Here is a 20,562-nt window from a genome sequence, read left to right on the forward strand (position 1 = left end):
CCCGCACGGGGCGGGCTTCTTGGGTGTTTCGCAGACTGTCTGAGACAGGTCTGGACAGCTATTTGGTGGAGCCGGGGGGATTTGAACCCCCGTCCGCCAGTACTCCGCTGTCGGTACTACATGCTTAGCCGTTTCTATTAAGTTAACCCTCAGCGACCCGAAGGGCAGGGTGCTTTGGGCGAGTTGTGTAAGTTTTAGCCGATTCGTCCACAACGTACTGCACGGCGATCCTGTTCTATATGACAATCACTTCAGGTTTACAGGCATCCCCTAGTGATTGCTGGACCCGAAGGTACCAGGAGGATGGCTAAGGCAGCTTACGCTGCGAGAGCTTGACCCTCGTAGGTTTCGTCATTGGCAACTATAAGTAGTTGCAACAGTGGATTTACGAGTTCTGTTACCAACTCGGCATGCACCTAGAGTTTCGCAACCGGCGTCGAATCCTAAACGGCCCCGATGCCTGCTGTGTATAACCAGCAAGCTAGCGGAGTCTACGCCTTTCTGACGCAGAAGGCCAACCCAAAGGGGTTACTCACCACCTTTGTTGTTGTTGGCAATGTCCTGGAGCACCTGGGTGGTCAGTGAAACGCAGGCCTGAGTGCCTTCTTTGGTGCCTTTGGATTGTTCTTCCTTGGCCTGGGCAACGGTGCTGTCGATGTTGTCTTGTAAGTCGGAGCTGATTTCGCCAGAGCTGGCTACGGCGTCGTTGATCTTTTGCAGGTTGATCTGGCAAAGGTCGTCTGCCGCAAACACCGGGGAGGCCAACATCACTGCGGATATAAACAGACCAGCAAGAGCGGTACGCTTCATGGGGAAAACTCCTTGTGCACAGGGTAGGCCCGGTGTTTCCAGGCTCGGTTTTATGCCCCAAACATTGGGGCCTTAAGCCAATTGACTATAGCCACGCTCGGGAGTTCTGCCTGGGTCAGGCCATTAATTTCAGGTTTTTTTTGTGCCCTAAAGTAGAGCGAATATTTGATTTGGTGGGAGCGGGCTTGCTCGCGATGGCATCGACGCGGTGTATGGGTCACACCGCAGCGATCCTGTCGCGAGCAAGCCCGCTCCCACATTTTCAGGCCTGGGCGCTGGTGACGCGGTCTACCAGGTACACCAGGCCGTGATAGTCGATCCCGCCATGCTGGCTCAAGCCAATCTCACAGGTTCGGCTGGTGGAGATCCCTTCGCTGCAATATTGCACCGCGTCTTTCAAAGTGCGCAGTGAGTGGGCGTTCAGCTCCGGGGTGGTAAAGCCTTTGTCACCGGCAAAGCCGCAGCAATGGATACCCTCGGGGATCACCACGTCGGTGCTGCACAGCCGCGCAATATCGATCAGGGCCTGGCTTTCGCCCAGGTGCTGGGTGCTGCAGGTGACATGCACGGCAATCGGTGCGGTTTGCGGGGTAAAGGTCAACTTGTCCACAAGGTGGGTGCGGATAAAGCGTACCGGGTCGTACAGGTCGAGGCGACTTTCCCCCAGATCCTGCACCAGGCGCAGGGTGCAGGGGCTGGTGTCGCAGTAGATCGGGTCAAGCCCGCCACGGCTGGCATGCAGCAGTGCGCCGATCAGTTCCTGGCGCTTGTGTTCGGCCTGTTCGTTGTAACCTTTCGACGCAAACGGCTGACCGCAGCACAGGCTGTCCATATTGTCGGGGAACACCACCTGGTAACCGGCTTTTTCCAGCAGGCCGCGGGTTTTGTCCAGCAACGACATTTGTTCTTTGTCTCCTGCCGCAGGGCCCATGACCCGCGACACGCAAGCCGCCAGGTACACCACCCGCGGGCGGGCATCCTTGACCGGCGGGGTAAAACGAATCGCCCGCTCCGGCTGGGGCATGGCGTTGGTCCACAATGGCACGCGGCCTTTGCTGGCCTTGCTCAGGGCCGATGAGAGTTTTGCCAGTCGCGGCGCCCCCAGCAGCATGCGCGCACCATTGGCCACGTGCAGGGTAAAACGTGCCCCCTGCAGTGCTGTGGTGAAGTGACTGGCCAGCCAGTCAGCCGTTTTCACACTGTCTGCGCTGCGTGCCCGGAGTTTTTTCACCAGTTCGCCGGTATTGATGCCCACCGGGCAGCGTTGCGCGCATAAACCGGTGGCTGCGCAGGTATCAATGCCTTGATAGGCGTAGGCTTTTTCCAGCTCCGTGGTGTCGATGCCGGCGCGTTTCCTGGCCTGGATATCGCGCCAGATCACAATCCGCTGGCGCGGGCTCAGGGTCAGTCCCTTGGACGGGCACACCGGTTCGCAAAAACCGCACTCGATGCACTTATCCACAATCTCGTCCGCCGCAGGCATCGGCTTGAGGTGCTTGAGGTGGATATGCGGGTCTTCGCTGAGCACCACGTCGGGGTTGAGAATGCCCTGCGGGTCGAGCAAACGCTTGAGCGTCCACATCAACTGGTAGGCGTCGCTGCCCCATTCCAGCTCGACAAAGGGCGCCATATTGCGCCCGGTGCCGTGTTCTGCCTTGAGCGAACCGCCAAACTCCACGGCCACCAGTTGCGCCACGTCATCCATAAAGGCCTGGTAGCGCGCCACTTCCTCGGGGTTGTTGAAACCCTGGGTAAAGACGAAGTGCAGGTTGCCCTCCAGCGCATGGCCAAACAGGATCGCTTCGTCGTAGTGGTGCTTGTCGAACAGCTCGATCAGGCGGTTGACGCCGATGGCCAGTTGTTCAACGGGGAAGGTCACGTCTTCGATGATCACCGTGGTGCCGGTTTTGCGCACCGCCCCGACGGCCGGGAAGGTGTCTTTGCGGATCGCCCACAGCTTGGCGTTTTCTTTAGGGTCTTCGGTGAAGTCGACCTGTTTTTCAACCGGGAAATCGACCAGCGAGGCCATGATTTGCGCCAGTTGTTCGTGCAGCAAGGTCTGGGATGCTGCGCGGGACTCGATCAATAGCGCGCAGGCATTGGCCGACAATTGTTGTACGAAAGCCGGCATGCCGGGTTTGTCCTGCACCGAACGCAGGCTGCGACGGTCGAGCAGTTCCACGGCAGACACGGGCTGGCTTTTAAGCACGGTGACGGCGTTGCAGCAGGTCTCGACATCCGGGAACACGATCAGCGCCGAAGCCTTGTTCGGGTGGTCGATCACGGTGTCGTAGGTCACCGCGCTGATAAAGCCCAGGGTACCTTCGCTGCCCACCAGCAGGTGGCTGAGGATATCCAGCGGGTCGTCGAAATCCACCAGGGCATTAAGGGACAGGCCTGTGGTGTTTTTCAGACGGTATTTGTGGCGGATTTTTGCAGCCAGTTCAGCGTTGGCGCGGGTTTCGCGAGCCAACGTCCCCAACTGCTCGAGCAATGGCCCGTGGCTTTGGCGAAAGGCGGCGATGTTGGCGGCATCTTCGGTGTCGACCCGGGTACCGTCGGCCAGCACTACGCGCAGGCCCGCCAGGGTGTGGTAGGTGTTTTGCGCGGTGCCGCAACACATGCCGCTGGCATTATTGGCGACGATGCCGCCAACTTTGCAGGCGTTGATCGATGCCGGGTCTGGGCCAATCTTGCGTCCGAACGGGGCCAGCCAGGCGTTGGCCTGGGCACCGATCACTCCCGGTTGCAGGCGGATTTGCCTGCCCTGGCCGCGGATTTCCTTGCCGTTCCAGTTGTCGCCGAGCACGATCAGCACCGAGTCGCTGATGGCCTGGCCAGAGAGGCTGGTGCCCGCTGCACGAAAGGTCACCGATACCTGGTCGCGACGGGCCAGGCGCAGCAGCTCCACCACTTCGTCTTCGGACTCGACGCGAATCACCAGCTTGGGGATCAGTCGGTAAAAGCTCGCATCGGTGCCGAACGCCAGGGTCGACAGCGCATCGGTAAAACGGCGGTCCTGGGGGATCAGTCGCTCGGCATCACGCACAAAGGCGGCGGGCAGGCTCATGCATCCTCCAGAATCAGCACGATCAGGTCTTTGGGGCCGTGGGCGCCGTAGGCCAGCACTTGCTCGATATCAGCGGTTTTCGACGGTCCGGACACCAATAGCGCATTGGTCGGCATGCCGGCGGTCCAGTTCATTTCACGCTGCACCTGATAAAAGTTGTCGCGGATTTCGCTGGCCTTAAGCAGGGCGAAATGCACCGGCGGCACCAGGCTCATCAGCCGTGGTTCTTCCGGGGTTGGCCACATGATCAGGCTACCGGTGGCGGCAATCGCACCCAGGGTGGTGGTGAAGCTGGCCGGTGTATCGTTGAACAGTTCGGCTTTCCACGCTTCTACCGGCCGGTCGTAGGCTTTAAGTGCTGGCAACCCGGGGTTTTGTGCCCAGTGTTCGCTGACCTTTTGCCCGTGCGCTGTAGTCGGTGCGATCAGCAGGCTTGGCAACTGACGGTCGGTGACCAATTGCGCGAGCAATGCAGGCCAGCCTTGCTCGGTACTGAGGTGGATTTCAGTGTGGACCGCTTCCATCAGCTTGCGCAGTTGCGGGATACGTTGCTCCGGGGTGTAGGTCCAGGGCTCTGTGACCAGCACTTCGTCAAAATTGTCAGGCACCGGTGTGGTGCCCGTCAGGCTTTTACGCAGTTTATTGAGGATGTTTTGCTTGGCGCTCATCGTGTTTCTCCCGACTTTTTCGCCAGATGCTCGCGGGCCATATCGTGCAGCGAACGGGCGGCGGGTTTGGGCGCGCTGTGGTTTTGCGTCCACGGGCCTACCTTGCTCGGCGTCAGGGCGCGCAGACGGGTAGCGGCTTTCAGGAAGGTGCGGTAAAGCGCGGGTGAGCTGTTGAGCTTGGCCCACATATTCCAGATCAGGCGCTCTTTACGCGAATACTTGCTGCCCTGACCACGCATGATGCGCGGTACGGTATCGGGGGCTTTGACGTTCTCTTCACGCAGGCGCCGCAGCAGGGCCGGGATCGGGATTTTTACCGGGCACACTTCGCCACAGGCACCGCACAGCGACGAGGCGCTCGGGTGATCCGGGACTTTGTTCAAGCCCACCATATGTGGCGTGATGATTGCGCCAATGGGGCCGGGATACACCTCACCGTAGGCATGACCGCCAATGCGGGTGTAAACCGGGCAGTGGTTCATGCAGGCACCGCAGCGAATGCAGTTGAGTGTCTGGCGCAATTCGCTGTCGGCAAACGCCTGGCTGCGACCGTTATCGAGCAGCACCAGGTGCACTTCTTCAGGGCCGTCCAGCTCGCCGGGTTTGCGTGGGCCGGAAATCATATTGACGTAGGTGGTGATGGGCTGGCCAAGGGCCGAGCGGGTCAGCAGGGACACCAGCGGTACAACGTCGCGCAGGTTCTCGACCACTTTCTCGATGCCGGTAACGGCAATATGCACAGGCGGCACCGTGGTCGACATACGCCCGTTGCCTTCGTTTTCCACCAGCAGCAGGGTGCCGGTTTCAGCAACGGCAAAGTTGACGCCAGACACGCCGATGTCCGCTTCAAAGAATTTCTGGCGCAGTACGCGGCGGCCGATCTGGATCAGTTGATCCACGTCCTTGGTGTATTCCACGCCGAGTTTTTCGTGAAACAGGTCGGCCACTTGCCCGGCGTTCTTATGGATCGCGGGCATGATGATGTGGGAGGGTTTTTCGTTGTCGAGTTGAACAATATATTCGCCCATGTCGGACTCAAGGCATTCAATGCCCTGGGCGCCGAGTACGTGGTTCATCTCCATCTCTTCGCTGACCATCGACTTGCCTTTGATCACCTGTTTGGCGGCGCGCCGGCGGGCGATGGACATGACGATTTGATTGGCTTCGTCGACGGTTTCAGCCCAATGAACCTGCACGCCATTACGGGTCAGGTTGGCTTCCAGTCGTTCCAGCAGGTCAGGCAACTTGGACAGGGCGCGGGCGCGGATGGCGTTGCCCAGAGCGCGCAAGTGCTCGCGCTCATGGGTGTCGCTGAAGGCAACAGCGCGCTTGGTCATCAGAGAATCCATCGCACTGCGGAAGTTGTTTCGCAGTTGCTTGTCACCCAGGGCTTCGTGGGCGCGCTCGCGGAAGTCTTCTTCGACCGCGACGGTGGGGATCAGGGTGCTGGCGCTCATTGGCCACCTCCGGTGCGCTGCCACAGGAAACTGGCCAGATGCTGGCCGCGCAGTGATTCCTTCTGTTTTTCCAGGGAGCCGTTGATGTTCATCAGGCAGCCGCAATCGGCGGTGAGCACTTGATGGGCGCCGGTATCAATCAGGGAGCGGGTTTTGTCAGCGACCATGGCGCCGGAAATATCCGGCATGCGTACGCTGAAGGTCCCGCCAAAACCGCAGCATTCACTTTCGTGGCTGTGGTCGATGCGCTCCACATTGCCCAATTGCGCGAGCATTTCGCGGCCGTGCAGGTGGGTGTTCATTTCGCGGCGGGCCGAGCAGGAGGTGTGCAGTGCGACCTTGACCGGGGCGCCGTGGTCCTTGAAGCGGACCTTGCACACAAACAGCAAAAATTCGGTGAGTTCAAAGGTGCGTTCAGCCAGGGCGTGAACCTTTTTCAGGGTGTCGGGCTCGTCCTTGAACAGGTCTTCATAGTGTTCGCGCAGCATGCCGGCGCAGGAGCCGGAAGGCACGACGACCGGGTAGTCTTCGGCGAACAGGGCCAGTTGCGCACGGGCCACTTCCCGGGCCTGCTCGGTGTAACCCGAGGTGTAGGCCGGTTGACCACAGCAGCTCTGGCCTTGGGGATAATCGACGTCGATACCTTCGCGCTCGATCAGGTGGATGGCGTCCATCCCGGCTTCGGGGAAGAACAGATCGACCACGCAGGTGCCGAACAGGTAGACCTTGCGCGGTTTTTGCGCGGGGTATTGGCGGGGTACAGGCAAGGGCGGGGCGACACGGGTCGCATTCGGCACGGCGTTGTAAAAAAGCTCGCTCATCAGGCGTCTCCGGGTGGTCCCGGTTATGTGTCCACCGAGGTGGACCGGGTCGTGAATTACTGACGCCGGGGCTGTGCCCCGGCGACATTAACGTGCAGTAACCATAGCGCTTATCAGTGAACCAGCATGCCGGTGAACCAGTAGGCCTGGGCCAGGGTGATCAGGCCGACGATGGTGGCGAAAAACAGACTGTGCTTGAGGGTGAAGCGGAACAGGTCCGATTCTTTGCCCACCAGGCCGGTCGCCGCACAGGCGACAGCGATCGATTGCGGGGAAATCATCTTGCCGGTCACGCCGCCACTGGTATTGGCAGCCACCATCAGGGTGTCGCTCACGCCGATCTGGTGCGCGGTGGTGGCCTGCAACGAGCTGAACAGGGCGTTGGACGAGGTGTCGGAACCGGTCAGGAACACGCCCAGCCAACCGAGGAACGGCGAGAAGAACGGGAACGCGGCGCCAGTACCTGCCAGTACCAGGGCCATGGTCGAGGACATGCCCGAGTAGTTGGTGACGAAGGCGAAGGCCAGCACCATACCGATGGAAAGAATCGGCCAGCGCAGTTCGTAGAAGGTTTCTTTTAAAGTGGTCAGACCAGTCTTGATGTCGATCTTCAGTATCAGCATCGAGATCAGTGCCGAGAAGAAAATCGCCGTGCCGGTGGCCGAAATCGGATCAAGTTTGAACACGGCGGCAATCGCGGTCGGCGCGTTGACGATAGGGGCGGTCTTGATCACCAGTTGGTCAAGGTGCGGGATCGCGAAGTTGAACACCCAGCCGTACATCGAGCCGCCGGCAGAGAACATCGCCTTGAACGGTTTGAGGGTCCAGATGGTGACCAGCACGGTAAGGATCAGGAACGGTGACCAGGCTTTCAGAATCTGCATCAGGCTGTAAGGCGAAGCCATCAGATTGGTCGGTTTACCGAAACCACCTGCGCTCGCGGTAACAATTACGTCAGAGCTAACGCCAGCAATTCGTGCACCTGCGCTACGTTTTGGCTGCCAGACTTTCAGAAACAGGGTCAGGCTGACCAGGCTGGCCAGGGCCGAGGTGATGTCCGGCAGTTCCGGGCCAATGTAGTTGGAGGTGTAGTACTGGGTGATGGCGAAGCTCAAACCGGCCACCAGGGCTGCGGGCCAGGTTTCACGCACGCCGCGCAGGCCGTCCATCATGAATACCAGCCAGAACGGCACGAACAGCGACAGCAGTGGCAGCTGGCGACCGGCCATGGCGCCGATCTTGAACGCGTCGATTCCGGTGACCTGGCCCGCCACGATGATCGGGATACCCAGGGCGCCAAACGCGACCGGGGCCGTGTTGGCGATCAGGCACAGGCCAGCGGCGTACAGCGGGTTAAAACCCAAGCCTACAAGCAGTGCTGCTGTAATCGCTACCGGCGCACCGAAACCGGCTGCACCCTCAAGGAAAGCACCAAAGCAGAAGCCAATCAGCAGTACTTGCAGGCGCTGGTCGTCGGTGATCGACAGCACGGAGCTGCGGATGATTTCGAACTGGCCGCTTTTGACGGTCAGTTTGTAGAGGAACACCGCGGCAACGATGATCCAGGCAATTGGCCACAGGCCATAGGCAAATCCATAGCCCGCTGCTGCGAAGGCCATATCGACAGGCATCTGGAAGGCAAAGATGGCCACCAGAATCGACAGGGCAAGGGTGATGCTGCCGGCGACGTGGCCTTTGAGACGGAACACGGCCAAGGCGAGGAAGAAGAATACGATCGGGACGACGGCCGCGAGAGCGGACAGGCCGAGGCTGCCGAGCGGACTGTAGAGCTGTTGCCAGGTTTGCATATGGGGTGGCCCCTAATTGTTATTGGTCGATGCTACAGACTGTGTTTGGTATATTGGTATTACCAATTTACAATCACTGTTGGCTAGGTTAAAAGCCTTATGAGGCATGTGTCAATTTGCCGCCTCACAAACTTTCGTCGGGGTGTTCGTTGTCCGGGCATCTGATGGGGTTTTTAGCGGTGTTTCTGATGGGTGTATGCGTGGCGCCAATCGGCGAGAATAGCGGCCCCCGGCGCGTGGTCGGGAGGGTGGAGAGCAGTTATGGGGTTTGATCAGATCCGGCAGCGCCGTTTGTCGGACGATATTGTCGAGCAGCTCGAGGGCATGATCCTCGAGGGCACGTTGAAGTCAGGTGAGCGCTTGCCTGCCGAACGTGCGCTGGCGGAGCAGTTTGGGGTGTCGCGCCCTTCGTTGCGGGAGGCGATCCAGAAATTGTCGGCCAAGGGGCTGCTGGTCAGTCGCCAGGGTGGCGGCAATTATGTGGCGACATCCCTGGGCTCGACCTTTAGTGATCCTTTGTTGCAGTTGCTGGAAAGCAATCCTGAAGCGCAGCGCGATCTGCTTGAATTCCGTCACACGCTTGAGGCTTCGTGCGCTTTTTACGCGGCATCGCGTGCCACCGAGATGGACCGTGAGCGGCTGCGGCTGGCTTTTGAACGGTTGCAGGACTGTTATGCACGGGTGGATGAAGTCAGTCGCGCAGAAGAGGGGGAGGCCGATGCCAACTTCCACCTGGCCATTGCCGAAGCGAGCCATAACGCGGTGTTGCTGCATACGATTCGCGGGTTATTCGACCTGCTCAAGCGCAACGTGGTGACCAATATTGGTGGCATGTACAAGCAGCGCAGTGAAACGCGCGACATGCTGATCAGTCAGCATCGCGAGTTGTATCTGGCGATTATCGAGGGCAGGGCGGAAGATGCCCGGGAAGTGGCGAGCCGACACCTGGTGTATGTGCAGGAGGTGCTGGAAGAAGTGCGTCAGGAAGTTCAGCGCATGGCGCGGGCCGAGCGGCGCAATGGCTTGTAATTGTTGATGCAAACCCTGTGGGAGCGGGCTTGCTCGCGATTCATGCAACTCGGTATTCAGGTATACCAAGTCGATTCCATCGCGAGCAAGCCCGCTCCCACAAGAGCTGAGGCAGCATCAAGGCAGTTGCTCCCACGAGTACAGGGGCTGAAGAACTAGTCTTCCTTGCCCTTGTTGCGCACCGCACGTTGCAGCTCGCGATCGGAATCGCGCTCACGCTCGGTATGACGCTTGTCGTATTCCTTCTTGCCTTTACCCAGGGCAATTTCGCACTTGATCAAGTGCTTGCTCCAGTAAAGCGAGAGGCAGACGCAGGCGTAACCCTTCTGCTGCACCGAGGCAAACAGCTTTTCCAGCTCGCGCTGGTTAAGCAGCAGTTTGCGGCTGCGCGTTGGGTCGGCAATAACGTGCGTGCTGGCTGTCGTCAGAGGCGCGATATGGCTGCCGAGCAACCATGCTTCACCATCCTTGAGTAGCACGTAGCTGTCGACCAGCTGTGCCTTGCCTGCACGCAGACTTTTTACTTCCCAGCCGGCCAGGACCAGACCAGCCTCGAACCGATGTTCGATGAAGTAATCGTGTCGCGCCTTTTTATTCTGCGCGATGGTCCCTGTTGGGTGTTTCTTCTGTTTAGCCATAGGGGCAGCATTATAGGCAGTTGCGAGCGTGTCGGCTACGGGCACCTGCGTGCTTGAGCACGTAGGGTGATTCCCGGACAATGCGCCCTCTTTTTTTAGTGGTTGGGCGTAGTAACGATGTCGACAGACAAGGTTTCTGTCCACGGCAGTTGGGCAAGCCGTTGGGTCTTTATTTTCGCTGCGACCGGTTCTGCCGTGGGTTTGGGCAGTATCTGGAAATTCCCTTACATGGTTGGCGTCTATGGCGGCGGCGCGTTTGTGTTGGTGTTTTTGGCCTGCATCGCGCTGATCGGTGTGCCGGTGATGCTGGCTGAAACCCTGATCGGGCGGCGTGCCCGGCTGAGTCCGGCGAATGCCTTGAAGGTGTTGGCGGTCGAGGCGGGGCACTCGGGGCGTTGGTCGTGGGGGGCTTTTGCCGGGATGATCACGGCGCTGCTGATTTTGTCTTTCTATAGTGTGGTGGGCGGCTGGTCGCTGGATTACATCATCAATATGGGCAAGGGCGATTTTCAGGGGGCGACGGCCGATCAGGTCGGCCAGTACTTTGGTGATGTGATTTCCAATCCCTGGCGCCTCACTTTTTGGCATACCGGGTTTATGTTGCTGTCTGCGTATGTGATCGCCAAGGGGGTGGTGGCGGGGCTTGAGCGCAGTTTGCGGATCATGATGCCGCTGCTGTTTGTGCTTCTGCTGGTACTGCTGGGTTACAGCATGACCACCGGGCACTTTATGCAGGGCGTACATTTCATGTTCGACTTCAACCCCGATCGCGTACTCGACGGGTTGCTGGCCGCGATGGGCCATGCGTTCTTTTCCCTGAGCGTGGGCGTGGGGTCGATCATGATTTATGGCGCATACATGCCCAAGAATGCATCGATCTCGGGCACCGTAGTCGGGGTGGCGCTGATCGACACTTTTGTCTCATTGCTCGCCGGGCTGGCATTGTTTCCAATTGTATTTGCGTCGGGGCTCAACCCTGGCGAAGGCCCGGGCCTGATGTTCGTGACCTTGCCGTTTGCCTTCAGTAACGTGGCCTTTGGTCAGTTGATGGGCGTGGTGTTTTTTGTGCTGGTGGCAGTCGCTGCCTGGAGTTCGGCCATTTCGTTGCTTGAGCCAATGGTGGCGTACCTGGTGGAGCGCACCAGGGTGCGGCGCTTGTGGGTCACTTTCTGGCTGGCTTTCAGTTGCTGGTTTGTTGGCCTGGGCACGGTGTTTTCGTTCAATATCTGGAAACAGGCGAAGTTTTTCGTGAACGAAGATTCCGGTTTTCATCTCTATCAATGGGGCGCGGCCAGCGGTCTGGACTTCTTTGGTGTCGTCGATTTCTTCACCTCGCGTATCATGTTGCCCTTGGGCGGCCTGTGTTTTGTGGTCTTTGCAGGCTGGATCATGGGGCGCGGCGCGGTTCGTGACGAATTGTCGATGCGCAGCCCGGTGATGTTCGCCCTGACTCTTTTTTTGATGCGCTATGTGGCGCCACTCGGCATTCTGATTGTGTTTGCCGCCCAGCTGTGGAAGTAACGCTGACATGACTACCCATATCCAACGCTCTGCCTTGTTGCCCTATCCAGCCCAGGCGCTTTATGACCTGGTAAACGATGTGGCGAGCTACCCGCAGTTTTTGCCGTGGTGTTCGTCTGCCGAAATCCTGGAAAGCACTGAAGTGCTGATGCGCGCCAGCCTGGGAGTGGCCAAGGGTGGCCTGAGCCAGCACTTTGTCACCCGCAATACCCTGGTGCCCGGGCAGTCCATCGAGATGAACCTGGAAGAAGGTCCTTTTACCAAGCTGCACGGCCTGTGGGTGTTCAAACCTTTGGGTGACAAAGCGTGCAAAATCAGCCTGGACATGACCTTTGATTACGCCGGGGCCATCGTCAAGGCCACCCTGGGGCCTTTGTTCAATCAGGCGGCCAATACGCTGGTGGATGCTTTTTGCCAGCGCGCCAAGCAGTTGTATGGCTGAGCCGGTGATTGAAGTTGAGGTGGTTTATGCCCCGGTCGATCGCCAGTGCCTGCTGACCGTGGTTGTGCCGCAAGGCACCACGGTGCGGGCAGCGGTATTGGTGTCGGGCATGGGGCGCGAATTTCCCGAGGTTGACCTGGCTAATTGCCCGGTGGGGATTTTCGGCAAGCAGGTGGCTGATCCTGATACCCGGGTGCTGCAGGCAGGGGATCGTATCGAGATGTATCGAGCGCTGCTGGCCGACCCCAAAGAGATTCGCCGTCAACGTGCGGCCAAGGCTGCCGAGGCCAAGCGCCTCAGTCAGCCCTGACGGCTTTCTTGCAGGCAACAAAAAGCCCGGCATGCCGGGCTTTTTTGTACCGGGCGCTTATTGCTCGGTGGTATCCAGAGGTTCTGGCGTAGGAACCGGTACGGTTTCAACACCGTCTACGTCCTTCTGGATCTGATCAAGCAATGAACCAGGCTTGGCTGGAACTTCGCTCTTCTCGGCTGGAGCTTGAGCAGCCGGTTCGGTCACGTCTGTGCCGCCGGTTTTGCCGAGAATGGCTTCGTCGCGGCTGACGCCAGGCTTGAAGTCACCTGACAGGCTCACGAGCTGGTCGTTCTGGTTGAAGAACACACTGATGCGTTCCTGTTGGCGTTCTCCGCCGCCGGGCTGCAGGCTATACAGATAATCCCAGCGATCAGGGTGGAATGTATCGGTCAGCAGGGCATTACCCATGATAAACCGCACTTGCCGGCGGGTCATTCCCGGGCGTAACTGGTTTATCATGTCCTGCGTGACGACATTGCCCTGTTGGATGTCGATTTTGTAAACCCCGGGGAATGAACAACCGGCGAGTGCGAGCAGTCCCACAAAGGTGAAACTGGTTAGCAAGAGCTTGGTGTTTTGCATCGGTGGGCGACTTCCACTATCTTGGCTGGGACAACGTAAACGCCGATCATACCCGTATTAAGAGAAGCTGCGAAGCGGCTTCCGCGAGAAAGCTAACCATGGTTGAAAATAGCGAACTACGTAAGGCCGGACTTAAGGTGACTCTGCCACGAGTCAAAATTCTACAGATGCTTGACTCTGCAGAGCAGCGTCACATGAGCGCCGAGGATGTTTACAAGGCACTTATGCAAGCAGGCGAGGACGTAGGTCTGGCCACGGTTTACCGTGTTCTGACCCAGTTTGAGTCAGCTGGGCTGGTGATTCGCCATAATTTTGATGGCGGTCATGCTGTCTTTGAATTGGCTGATGCTGACGGCGGCCACCACGACCATATGGTCAACGTGGACAGCGGTGAAGTGATCGAGTTTTTCGACGAAGACATCGAAAAACTGCAGCACGCCATTGCAGCCAAGCACGGTGTTGAGTTGGTGGATCACAACTTGGTGCTGTACGTGCGCAAGAAGGCCAAGTAAGAGCATGTCACGCGAATTACGGTTCGCGAAACGATCGAAGGCGGCCCAAGGGCCGCCTTCGTGCTTTCTGATATCGGTTATTTCATGACCGTTCGTCGTTAAGCTGCAAGATTTTTTGCAGTGATCACCATCTTTTTGGCGTGGGCCAGGGATTCCTTGGTCAGGTCGATACCGCCAAGCATGCGGGCGACTTCTTCTACGCGCTCTTTTTTGCTCAGTTTGGCCACGGCCGTGCGGGTGGTGTCGCTCTCGCGAACCTTATGGACAAACAGATGTTGATGGCATTGCGCTGCCACTTGCGGCAAGTGAGTGACCGTCAGCACTTGGCCGCGTTCGCCCAGGCGGCGCAGCAGTTGCCCGACGATCTCTGCGGTCGGCCCGCCAATGCCCACGTCCACTTCGTCGAATACCAGGGTCGGTACGCGCGAGGTTTGTGCAGTAATGACCTGAATGGCCAGGCTGATACGCGACAGTTCGCCGCCCGAGGCCACTTTGGCCAGGGCTTTGAGCGGTTGGCCGGGGTTGGCGCTCACCAGCAGTTCAACGTGTTCGAGGCCGAAGGGCGCCGGGTCGCTGCTGGCTTGCGGGCGCAGTTCGATCACAAAGCGGCCGCCAGGCATGCCCAGGCGCTGGATCTCTTCTTCGACGGCACTGCTCAGGCGTGTCGCGGCCAGGTTGCGCAGGTTGCTGAGTTCGCGGGCACACTCTTGATAGTGGCGGGCATAGGAGGTCAGCTCATTGGCCAGACGCTCGATATTTTCATCATTGGCGTTGAGTGTTTCGAGCTCATCCAGCAGTTTTTGCTGCAAGGCGGCCACTTCGGTGGGTTGAACCCGATGTTTGCGTGCCAGGGTATAGATGGTGTCGAGGCGCTCCTCGAGATACTGCAGGCGGCCCGGGTCGGCATCGAAGTGATCAATAAAGCGGTTGAGCTCACCTACGGCCTCTTCGACCTGAATCTGTGCGCTGGCCAGCAGGTCGGTGGCTTCGCCCAGTGAGCCGGAGTTGCTGTTGATGCTCGAAAGCCGGTTGAGGCTGGCCGTCAATGCATTGAGCACGTTGCCGGAATCGCTTTCGCTGCATTGCTCGACTACCTGGCGGCAGATTGTCAGCAGGGTTTCGGCGTTGGTCAGGTTTTTATGTTCCTGCTCCAGCTCTTCCAGTTCGTTTTCTCCCAGCGAGAGTGTCTCCAGCTCTTCAAGCTGATAGCTGAGCAACTGATGGCGCGCGCGCTGTTCGTCGCCGGAGTTGGACAGGTGCTCAAGCTCTTGTTTGGTCTGGCGCCAGCGTTGTGCCGCCAGTTGTACCTGGCGGGCCAGGTCGGTGGCACCGGCGAACTCGTCGAGCAGGCGACGATGGGTATCGGGCTTGAGCAGCGACTGGTGTTCGTGCTGGCTGTGGATATCGATCAGCAGCTCGCCCAGGACCTTGAGGTCGCCCTGGGGGCAGGGCGTGCCGTTGATATAGCTGCGCGAGCGGCCTTCGGCGGTGATGACCCGGCGCAGGATGCACGGGCCGTCGCCTTCAAGGTCGCGCTCGGCCAGCCAGGCACGGGCTTCGGGGATATCCTGCAGGTCGAACGTGGCCAGTATATCGGCCTTGTCGGCCCCGGGGCGCACGACGCCGCTGTCGGCGCGGTCGCCAAGGGTGAGGCCCAATGCATCGAGCATGATCGATTTGCCGGCACCGGTCTCGCCAGTGATTACACTCATCCCGCGATCCAGTTCCAGATCGAGATGTTCAACGATGGCGTAGTTGTGTACGGACAGGTGCACCAGCATGGGAGCTGCTCCAAAACGTAATGTCTGGTTATTTATACAGTGTTTTGTTTCGTGCTGACAATGGCTGTGTTTAGTTCGATTTGCTTGTTTTATTCGGGTTCTTAGCTCGTTTGGTTTTTTCGGCAGTGGGAGGATGGTTCGCCAAACATGCCTTTTATGGGTTTTTGGCTCTTGAACCTGAGAATTGCGACCCCATATACCTTGGCACAAGCGCGAGTCGAGCTCGCGGACGAAGTTTGAAAGGAGAAATCTATGGCAGACGAACAGACTATGGATACGCAGAACCAGGAAGCCGAAGTAGCTGGCGAAGATCTGGCAACCCGCGTGCAGGTGCTTGAAGAGCAGCTGGCAGCCGCTAACGATCAGGCTCTGCGCGTAGCTGCCGATCTGCAGAACGTTCGCCGCCGCGCCGAGCAGGACGTTGAGAAGGCTCACAAGTTTGCACTGGAAAAATTCGCTGGCGACCTGTTGCCGGTGATCGACAGCCTGGAGCGCGGTCTTGAGCTGTCCAGCCCGGACGATGAAAACATCCGTCCGATGCGTGAAGGGATCGAGCTGACCCTGAAAATGTTCCAGGACACCCTGAAGCGCTATCAGCTGGAAGCCATCGACCCGCACGGCGAACCCTTCAATGCCGAGCATCACCAGGCGATGGCAATGCAGGAAAGCGCAGACCTGGAGCCAAACAGTGTGCTCAAGGTGTTTCAAAAAGGTTATCAGCTCAATGGTCGCTTGCTGCGCCCGGCTATGGTCGTAGTCAGCAAGGCGCCAGCGCCGGTTTCGCCATCGATTGACGAGCAGGCTTGAAATCGGCCACAAGGCCCCCATTTAGAAGTCAAGCGTTAAGCAGTGCCGCAGTTGGTCATTACTGCTGCGGCAACAAAATTCAAATTTAGGGAGAGTAAACATGGGCAGAATTATCGGTATTGACCTCGGGACCACCAACTCGTGTGTGTCGGTTCTGGAAAACGGTAAAGCAAAAGTTATCGAAAACGCAGAAGGCGCGCGTACTACGCCGTCGATCGTTGCGTACGCCAATGATGGCGAAATTCTGGTTGGCCAGTCGGCCAAGCGTCAGGCAGTGACCAATCCGCATAACACCCTGTACGCGGTGAAGCGTCTGATCGGTCGTCGTTTTGACGAAGAAGTTGTACAGAAAGACATTCAGATGGTTCCGTACAAGATCGCCAAGGCTGACAACGGCGACGCCTGGGTTGAAGTGAACGGCCAGAAAATGGCTCCGCCACAAATCTCGGCTGAAATTCTGAAGAAAATGAAGAAAACCGCCGAAGACTACCTCGGCGAGCCAGTGACTGAAGCGGTAATCACCGTTCCGGCCTACTTCAACGACAGCCAGCGTCAGGCGACCAAAGACGCCGGCCGTATCGCGGGTCTGGACGTAAAACGCATCATCAACGAACCAACCGCAGCTGCTCTGGCTTACGGTATGGATAAAGCGAAAGGCGACCACACTGTCATCGTTTATGATCTGGGTGGCGGTACTTTCGACGTGTCGGTCATTGAAATTGCCGAAGTGGATGGCGAGCACCAGTTTGAAGTGCTGGCAACCAACGGTGACACGTTCCTGGGTGGTGAAGACTTTGACATCCGTCTGATCGACTACCTGGTTGACGAGTTCAAGAAAGAAAGCGGCATGAACCTCAAAGGTGACCCGCTGGCGATGCAGCGTCTGAAAGAAGCTGCGGAAAAAGCCAAGATCGAACTGTCTTCGAGCCAGTCGACTGACGTGAATCTGCCTTACATCACTGCAGATGCCACCGGTCCTAAACACTTGAACGTGAAAATTTCGCGCGCCAAGCTGGAATCGCTGGTTGAAGACCTGGTTCAACGCACCATCGAGCCTTGCCGCATCGCGCTGAAAGACGCCGGTATCGACGTTGGCGCAATCAACGACGTGATCCTGGTCGGTGGCCAGACTCGTATGCCGCTGGTACAGAAGCTGGTAACCGAGTTCTTCGGCAAGGAAGCACGTAAAGACGTGAACCCGGACGAAGCTGTTGCAATGGGTGCTGCTATCCAGGGCGCGGTATTGGCCGGTGATGTTAAAGACGTTCTGTTGCTGGACGTGAGCCCGCTGACTCTGGGTATCGAAACCATGGGTGGCGTAATGACTGCCCTGATCGAGAAAAACACCACGATTCCTACCAAGAAATCGCAAGTGTTCTCGACTGCAGACGATAACCAGGGCGCTGTGACCATTCACGTGCTGCAAGGCGAGCGTAAGCAAGCTGCACAGAACAAGTCGTTGGGCAAGTTCGACCTGGCTGACATTCCACCTGCTCCACGTGGCGTGCCTCAGATCGAAGTGACCTTCGACATCGATGCCAACGGCATCCTGCACGTAAGTGCAAAAGACAAGGCGACTGGCAAGTCTCAGTCGATCGTGATCAAGGCTAACTCGGGTCTGTCCGAGGAAGAAATCGCTCAGATGGTTCGCGATGCCGAGATCAACGCTGAGGAAGACCGCAAGTTCGAAGAGCTGGCAGCTGCACGTAACCAGGGCGATGCACTGGTTCACTCGACTCGCAAAATGATCGTCGATGCTGGCGATAAAGTGACCGAGGAAGAGAAAGCTGCAATCGAAGCTGCTGTAGTTGCACTTGAAACCGCTGTTAAAGGCGACGACAAGGCGGCTATCGAAGCCAAGGTTGAAGAGCTGTCCAAGGTATCGGCTCCGGTTGCACAGAAAATGTACGCCGAGCAGGCGAACCCGGCAGACGCAGCGGCCAAGCCAGCTGATTCGGCTGAAAAAGCGGACGACGTTGTCGACGCTGAGTTCGAAGAAGTAAAAGACAACAAGTAATCAGCTTGTTTGTCGCCCGGTTGACCGCGCTTGCGCGGTGACTGGTAGGATGTCGCCGCGCGGGAGCTTGCTCCCGCGTTGGCGTGTCTGGAGTACCGAAATTTTTACAGCATGCGACAAAGTCGAATGCTGGCGGTTTGGTCTGGATCTTTTCTGTTTTCCGGCCTGAAGTAACCGCTCCTGGCGGCCAATGCATTGGCTGTTAAACACAAACCTATATCGTTGAAAAGACGTGAGTCGGGTCTGATCCTTTTCGGGCTTGGCGGGTTTGGCGAGGCTCGGGAGGGTTTTGTCGAACGTCCTTGAGAGTGCAAAGAATTATGGCAAAGCGCGACTATTACGAAATTTTGGGTGTTGAACGCACCTCGACCGAGATAGAGCTGAAAAAGGCTTATCGTCGCCTGGCGATGAAGCATCACCCGGACCGTAATCCGGATGACAAGGCTTCGGAAGAATTGTTCAAAGAGGCCAACGAGGCTTACGAGGTTCTGTCGGACTCCAGCAAACGTGCTGCTTACGATCAATACGGTCATGCCGGTGTTGATCCACAAATGGGCGGCGGCGGTGCAGGTTTCGGCGGTCAGAACTTCTCCGATATTTTCGGTGATGTGTTCAGCGACTTCTTTGGCGGTGGTCGTGGCGGCTCCCGGGGTGGCGCTCAGCGCGGTAGCGATTTGCGCTACACGCTGGAGCTGGATCTGGAAGAAGCCGTACGCGGTACTACGGTCAATATCCGCGTCCCTACACTGGTCAATTGCAAACCATGTGACGGTTCGGGCGCCAAGAAAGGTTCTTCGCCTGTGACCTGTACCACCTGTGGCGGTATTGGTCAGGTGCGCATGCAGCAGGGTTTCTTCGCGGTTCAGCAGACTTGCCCGCGCTGCCACGGTCAAGGCAAGGTGATTTCTGATCCGTGCGAGAGCTGCCGTGGTGAAGGCCGCGTAGAAGAATACAAAACCCTTTCTGTGAAAGTGCCGGCTGGTGTTGATACCGGTGACCGCATTCGTCTGTCGGGCGAAGGCGAGGCGGGCGTGCAGGGTGGGCCTACGGGTGACCTGTATGTGGTGATCGATGTGCGCGAGCACGCGATTTTCCAGCGCGACGGCAAGCATCTGTTCTGTGAAGTGCCAATCAACTTTGCCGACGCTGCGCTGGGTGCTGAAATTGAAGTGCCGACACTGGATGGTCGGGTCAAGCTGAAAATCCCGGAAGGCACACAAAGCGGCAAGCAGTTCCGTTTGCGTGGCAAGGGTGTGGCCCCTGTACGGGGTGGCGGTGCTGGCGACTTGATGTGCCGTGTGGTGATCGAAACCCCGGTCAAGCTGAGCCGCCGCCAGCGTGAGCTGATGGAAGAGTTCCGCACCACGCTGGAAGGTGACAGCAGTCACTCGCCGAACGCCACTGGCTGGTTCGAAGGCGTAAAGCGTTTTTTCGGCGACCTGTAAGGAGCGGTAGATGCGACGTATAGCTGTGATGGGCGCTGCCGGGCGCATGGGCAAGACCTTGATCGATGCGGTGCAGCAGCGTTCGCCGCAGTGCGGGCTGACGGCGGCCATCGTGCGTCCTGGCAGCTCCCTGGTGGGGGCTGATGCCGGTGAGCTGGCTTCTATCGGGCGCATCGGCGTGCCGTTGTCCGAAAGCCTGCAAGCGGTCGCGGCTGATTTCGACGTGCTGATCGACTTCACCTTGCCTGAAGTGATGCTCGCCAACCTGGCGGTGTGTCGCAAATTGGGCAAGGCCATGGTCATTGGTACGACGGGGCTGAATGCCGAGCAGAAGCAGTTGCTGGTCGAGGCTGGCCAGGATATTGCGATTGTCTTTGCTTCCAACTTCAGTGTCGGCGTCAACCTGTCGTTCAAGTTGCTGGATATGGCAGCGCGGGTGATGGGTGAGGATGCCGATATCGAAATCATCGAAGCTCATCATCGGCACAAAGTCGACGCGCCTTCGGGTACCGCGATGCGCATGGGTGAGGTGATCGCCGATGCGTTGGGTCGTGACCTGCAAAAGGTTGCGGTCTATGGTCGTGAAGGCCATACCGGTGCCCGTGAGCGCGAAACCATCGGTTTTGCCACGGTGCGCGGCGGTGATGTGGTGGGTGATCACACGGTCTTGTTCGCCACTGAAGGCGAGCGCCTGGAAATTACCCACAAGGCATCCAGCCGCATGACCTTTGCCAAGGGTGCTGTTCGTGCTGCTCTCTGGCTGCAAGGGCGCGAGCCTGGCCTGTATGACATGCAGGATGTGCTCGACCTGCGCTGAGTAACCTCTGTAAAATCGGGCTGT

18 protein-coding genes and 1 other RNA gene are annotated in these 20,562 nt (G+C 58.3%); 9 read left to right on the forward strand and 10 right to left on the reverse strand.

Going from position 1 to position 20,562, the window contains the following annotated elements; genetic code table 11:
- Positions 1-63: 63 nt before the first annotated feature.
- From ssrA to EQV96_RS22440, 7 genes are all read right to left on the reverse strand, one after another.
- Positions 64-455: a transfer-messenger RNA gene (ssrA, locus tag EQV96_RS22410) on the reverse strand.
- 73 nt (positions 456-528) lie between these two features.
- Positions 529-810: a hypothetical protein gene (locus tag EQV96_RS22415; RefSeq protein WP_095002535.1), complete on the reverse strand. Its 282-nt coding sequence runs from the start codon at positions 808-810 to the stop codon at positions 529-531.
- A 262-nt stretch (positions 811-1,072) separates the two neighbouring features.
- A complete protein-coding gene (locus EQV96_RS22420) occupies positions 1,073-3,880 on the reverse strand; it encodes an FAD-binding and (Fe-S)-binding domain-containing protein (RefSeq protein ID WP_240882432.1) in 2,808 nt (935 codons plus the stop codon).
- Entirely contained in the window at positions 3,877-4,548 is a 672-nt protein-coding gene (locus EQV96_RS22425; RefSeq protein ID WP_095020676.1) for an LUD domain-containing protein, read from the reverse strand. Before EQV96_RS22425 ends, EQV96_RS22420 begins: the two co-directional genes overlap by 4 nt.
- Positions 4,545-6,005, reverse strand: coding sequence for a LutB/LldF family L-lactate oxidation iron-sulfur protein (locus tag EQV96_RS22430; protein WP_240882433.1), 1,461 nt, complete (start codon positions 6,003-6,005; stop codon positions 4,545-4,547). Before EQV96_RS22430 ends, EQV96_RS22425 begins: the two co-directional genes overlap by 4 nt.
- Positions 6,002-6,826 carry a (Fe-S)-binding protein gene (locus EQV96_RS22435; protein ID WP_095020678.1) on the reverse strand — a complete coding sequence of 275 codons (825 nt, stop codon included), beginning with the start codon at positions 6,824-6,826 and terminating at the stop codon, positions 6,002-6,004. The genes EQV96_RS22430 and EQV96_RS22435 overlap by 4 nt, the downstream gene beginning before the upstream one ends.
- A gap of 113 nt (positions 6,827-6,939) precedes the next feature.
- Positions 6,940-8,634 (reverse strand): lactate permease LctP family transporter, encoded by a 1,695-nt coding sequence (locus tag EQV96_RS22440; protein WP_095020679.1) that lies wholly within the window; start codon positions 8,632-8,634, stop codon positions 6,940-6,942.
- 261 nt (positions 8,635-8,895) lie between these two features.
- On the opposite strand from EQV96_RS22440, the gene EQV96_RS22445 reads away from it, so the two are divergent.
- Positions 8,896-9,663, forward strand: a complete 768-nt coding sequence (locus EQV96_RS22445) for a GntR family transcriptional regulator (protein ID WP_016783458.1) — start codon at positions 8,896-8,898, stop codon at positions 9,661-9,663.
- A gap of 155 nt (positions 9,664-9,818) precedes the next feature.
- On the opposite strand, the gene smpB is transcribed toward EQV96_RS22445, so the two are convergent.
- Positions 9,819-10,301, reverse strand: coding sequence for an SsrA-binding protein SmpB (gene smpB, locus EQV96_RS22450; protein ID WP_048383611.1), 483 nt, complete (start codon positions 10,299-10,301; stop codon positions 9,819-9,821).
- A 117-nt stretch (positions 10,302-10,418) separates the two neighbouring features.
- Here smpB and EQV96_RS22455 point away from each other — a divergent pair, with 117 nt between their 5' ends.
- The 3 genes from EQV96_RS22455 to EQV96_RS22465 are packed head-to-tail and all read left to right on the forward strand — an operon-like array spanning position 10,419 to position 12,574.
- Positions 10,419-11,822, forward strand: a complete 1,404-nt coding sequence (locus EQV96_RS22455) for a sodium-dependent transporter (protein WP_240882434.1) — start codon at positions 10,419-10,421, stop codon at positions 11,820-11,822.
- 7 nt (positions 11,823-11,829) lie between these two features.
- Positions 11,830-12,264 (forward strand): type II toxin-antitoxin system RatA family toxin, encoded by a 435-nt coding sequence (locus EQV96_RS22460; protein ID WP_095002542.1) that lies wholly within the window; start codon positions 11,830-11,832, stop codon positions 12,262-12,264.
- A complete protein-coding gene (locus EQV96_RS22465) occupies positions 12,257-12,574 on the forward strand; it encodes an RnfH family protein (RefSeq protein WP_240882435.1) in 318 nt (105 codons plus the stop codon). Before EQV96_RS22460 ends, EQV96_RS22465 begins: the two co-directional genes overlap by 8 nt.
- Before the next feature lie 57 nt (positions 12,575-12,631).
- Here the strand turns inward: EQV96_RS22465 and EQV96_RS22470 are convergent, their stop codons facing one another.
- Complete coding sequence (locus tag EQV96_RS22470) at positions 12,632-13,159, reverse strand: outer membrane protein assembly factor BamE (protein ID WP_095020681.1); 528 nt, start codon at positions 13,157-13,159, stop codon at positions 12,632-12,634.
- Positions 13,160-13,257: 98 nt separating this feature from the next.
- On the opposite strand from EQV96_RS22470, the gene fur reads away from it, so the two are divergent.
- A complete protein-coding gene (gene fur, locus EQV96_RS22475) occupies positions 13,258-13,671 on the forward strand; it encodes a ferric iron uptake transcriptional regulator (protein WP_029611724.1) in 414 nt (137 codons plus the stop codon).
- 98 nt (positions 13,672-13,769) lie between these two features.
- Here fur and recN read toward each other — a convergent pair whose 3' ends face one another.
- Complete coding sequence (recN, locus tag EQV96_RS22480) at positions 13,770-15,452, reverse strand: DNA repair protein RecN (RefSeq protein WP_095002544.1); 1,683 nt, start codon at positions 15,450-15,452, stop codon at positions 13,770-13,772.
- 252 nt (positions 15,453-15,704) lie between these two features.
- Between recN and grpE the strand changes: the two genes are divergently transcribed.
- From grpE to dapB, 4 genes are all read left to right on the forward strand, one after another.
- Positions 15,705-16,259: a nucleotide exchange factor GrpE gene (gene grpE, locus EQV96_RS22485; protein ID WP_095002545.1), complete on the forward strand. Its 555-nt coding sequence runs from the start codon at positions 15,705-15,707 to the stop codon at positions 16,257-16,259.
- Positions 16,260-16,359: 100 nt separating this feature from the next.
- Positions 16,360-18,276, forward strand: coding sequence for a molecular chaperone DnaK (dnaK, locus tag EQV96_RS22490; protein WP_095002546.1), 1,917 nt, complete (start codon positions 16,360-16,362; stop codon positions 18,274-18,276).
- 320 nt (positions 18,277-18,596) lie between these two features.
- Complete coding sequence (dnaJ, locus tag EQV96_RS22495) at positions 18,597-19,721, forward strand: molecular chaperone DnaJ (RefSeq protein ID WP_095002547.1); 1,125 nt, start codon at positions 18,597-18,599, stop codon at positions 19,719-19,721.
- A gap of 10 nt (positions 19,722-19,731) precedes the next feature.
- Positions 19,732-20,538, forward strand: coding sequence for a 4-hydroxy-tetrahydrodipicolinate reductase (gene dapB / locus EQV96_RS22500; RefSeq protein ID WP_240882436.1), 807 nt, complete (start codon positions 19,732-19,734; stop codon positions 20,536-20,538).
- The last annotated feature ends 24 nt before the right edge of the window (positions 20,539-20,562 follow it).

The sequence above is a fragment of the Pseudomonas sp. TMW22080 genome (assembly GCF_022496745.1).
Lineage (GTDB): Bacteria > Pseudomonadota > Gammaproteobacteria > Pseudomonadales > Pseudomonadaceae > Aquipseudomonas > Aquipseudomonas bubulae.

Bases quoted from the DNA above. Each gene is read 5' to 3' on its own strand.
- EQV96_RS22440 (WP_095020679.1), bottom strand. From the start codon at position 8,634: ATGCAAACCTGGCAACAGCTCTACAGTCCGCTCGGCAGCCTCGGCCTG.
- dnaJ (WP_095002547.1), top strand. From the start codon at position 18,597: ATGGCAAAGCGCGACTATTACGAAATTTTGGGTGTTGAACGCACCTCG.
- EQV96_RS22445 (WP_016783458.1), top strand. From the start codon at position 8,896: ATGGGGTTTGATCAGATCCGGCAGCGCCGTTTGTCGGACGATATTGTC.
- EQV96_RS22430 (WP_240882433.1), bottom strand. From the start codon at position 6,005: ATGAGCGCCAGCACCCTGATCCCCACCGTCGCGGTCGAAGAAGACTTC.
- EQV96_RS22415 (WP_095002535.1), bottom strand. From the start codon at position 810: ATGAAGCGTACCGCTCTTGCTGGTCTGTTTATATCCGCAGTGATGTTG.
- EQV96_RS22425 (WP_095020676.1), bottom strand. From the start codon at position 4,548: ATGAGCGCCAAGCAAAACATCCTCAATAAACTGCGTAAAAGCCTGACG.
- EQV96_RS22460 (WP_095002542.1), top strand. From the start codon at position 11,830: ATGACTACCCATATCCAACGCTCTGCCTTGTTGCCCTATCCAGCCCAG.
- dnaK (WP_095002546.1), top strand. From the start codon at position 16,360: ATGGGCAGAATTATCGGTATTGACCTCGGGACCACCAACTCGTGTGTG.
- dapB (WP_240882436.1), top strand. From the start codon at position 19,732: ATGCGACGTATAGCTGTGATGGGCGCTGCCGGGCGCATGGGCAAGACC.
- EQV96_RS22470 (WP_095020681.1), bottom strand. From the start codon at position 13,159: ATGCAAAACACCAAGCTCTTGCTAACCAGTTTCACCTTTGTGGGACTG.
- EQV96_RS22465 (WP_240882435.1), top strand. From the start codon at position 12,257: ATGGCTGAGCCGGTGATTGAAGTTGAGGTGGTTTATGCCCCGGTCGAT.
- smpB (WP_048383611.1), bottom strand. From the start codon at position 10,301: ATGGCTAAACAGAAGAAACACCCAACAGGGACCATCGCGCAGAATAAA.
- grpE (WP_095002545.1), top strand. From the start codon at position 15,705: ATGGCAGACGAACAGACTATGGATACGCAGAACCAGGAAGCCGAAGTA.
- EQV96_RS22435 (WP_095020678.1), bottom strand. From the start codon at position 6,826: ATGAGCGAGCTTTTTTACAACGCCGTGCCGAATGCGACCCGTGTCGCC.
- EQV96_RS22420 (WP_240882432.1), bottom strand. From the start codon at position 3,880: ATGAGCCTGCCCGCCGCCTTTGTGCGTGATGCCGAGCGACTGATCCCC.
- EQV96_RS22455 (WP_240882434.1), top strand. From the start codon at position 10,419: ATGTCGACAGACAAGGTTTCTGTCCACGGCAGTTGGGCAAGCCGTTGG.
- recN (WP_095002544.1), bottom strand. From the start codon at position 15,452: ATGCTGGTGCACCTGTCCGTACACAACTACGCCATCGTTGAACATCTC.
- fur (WP_029611724.1), top strand. From the start codon at position 13,258: ATGGTTGAAAATAGCGAACTACGTAAGGCCGGACTTAAGGTGACTCTG.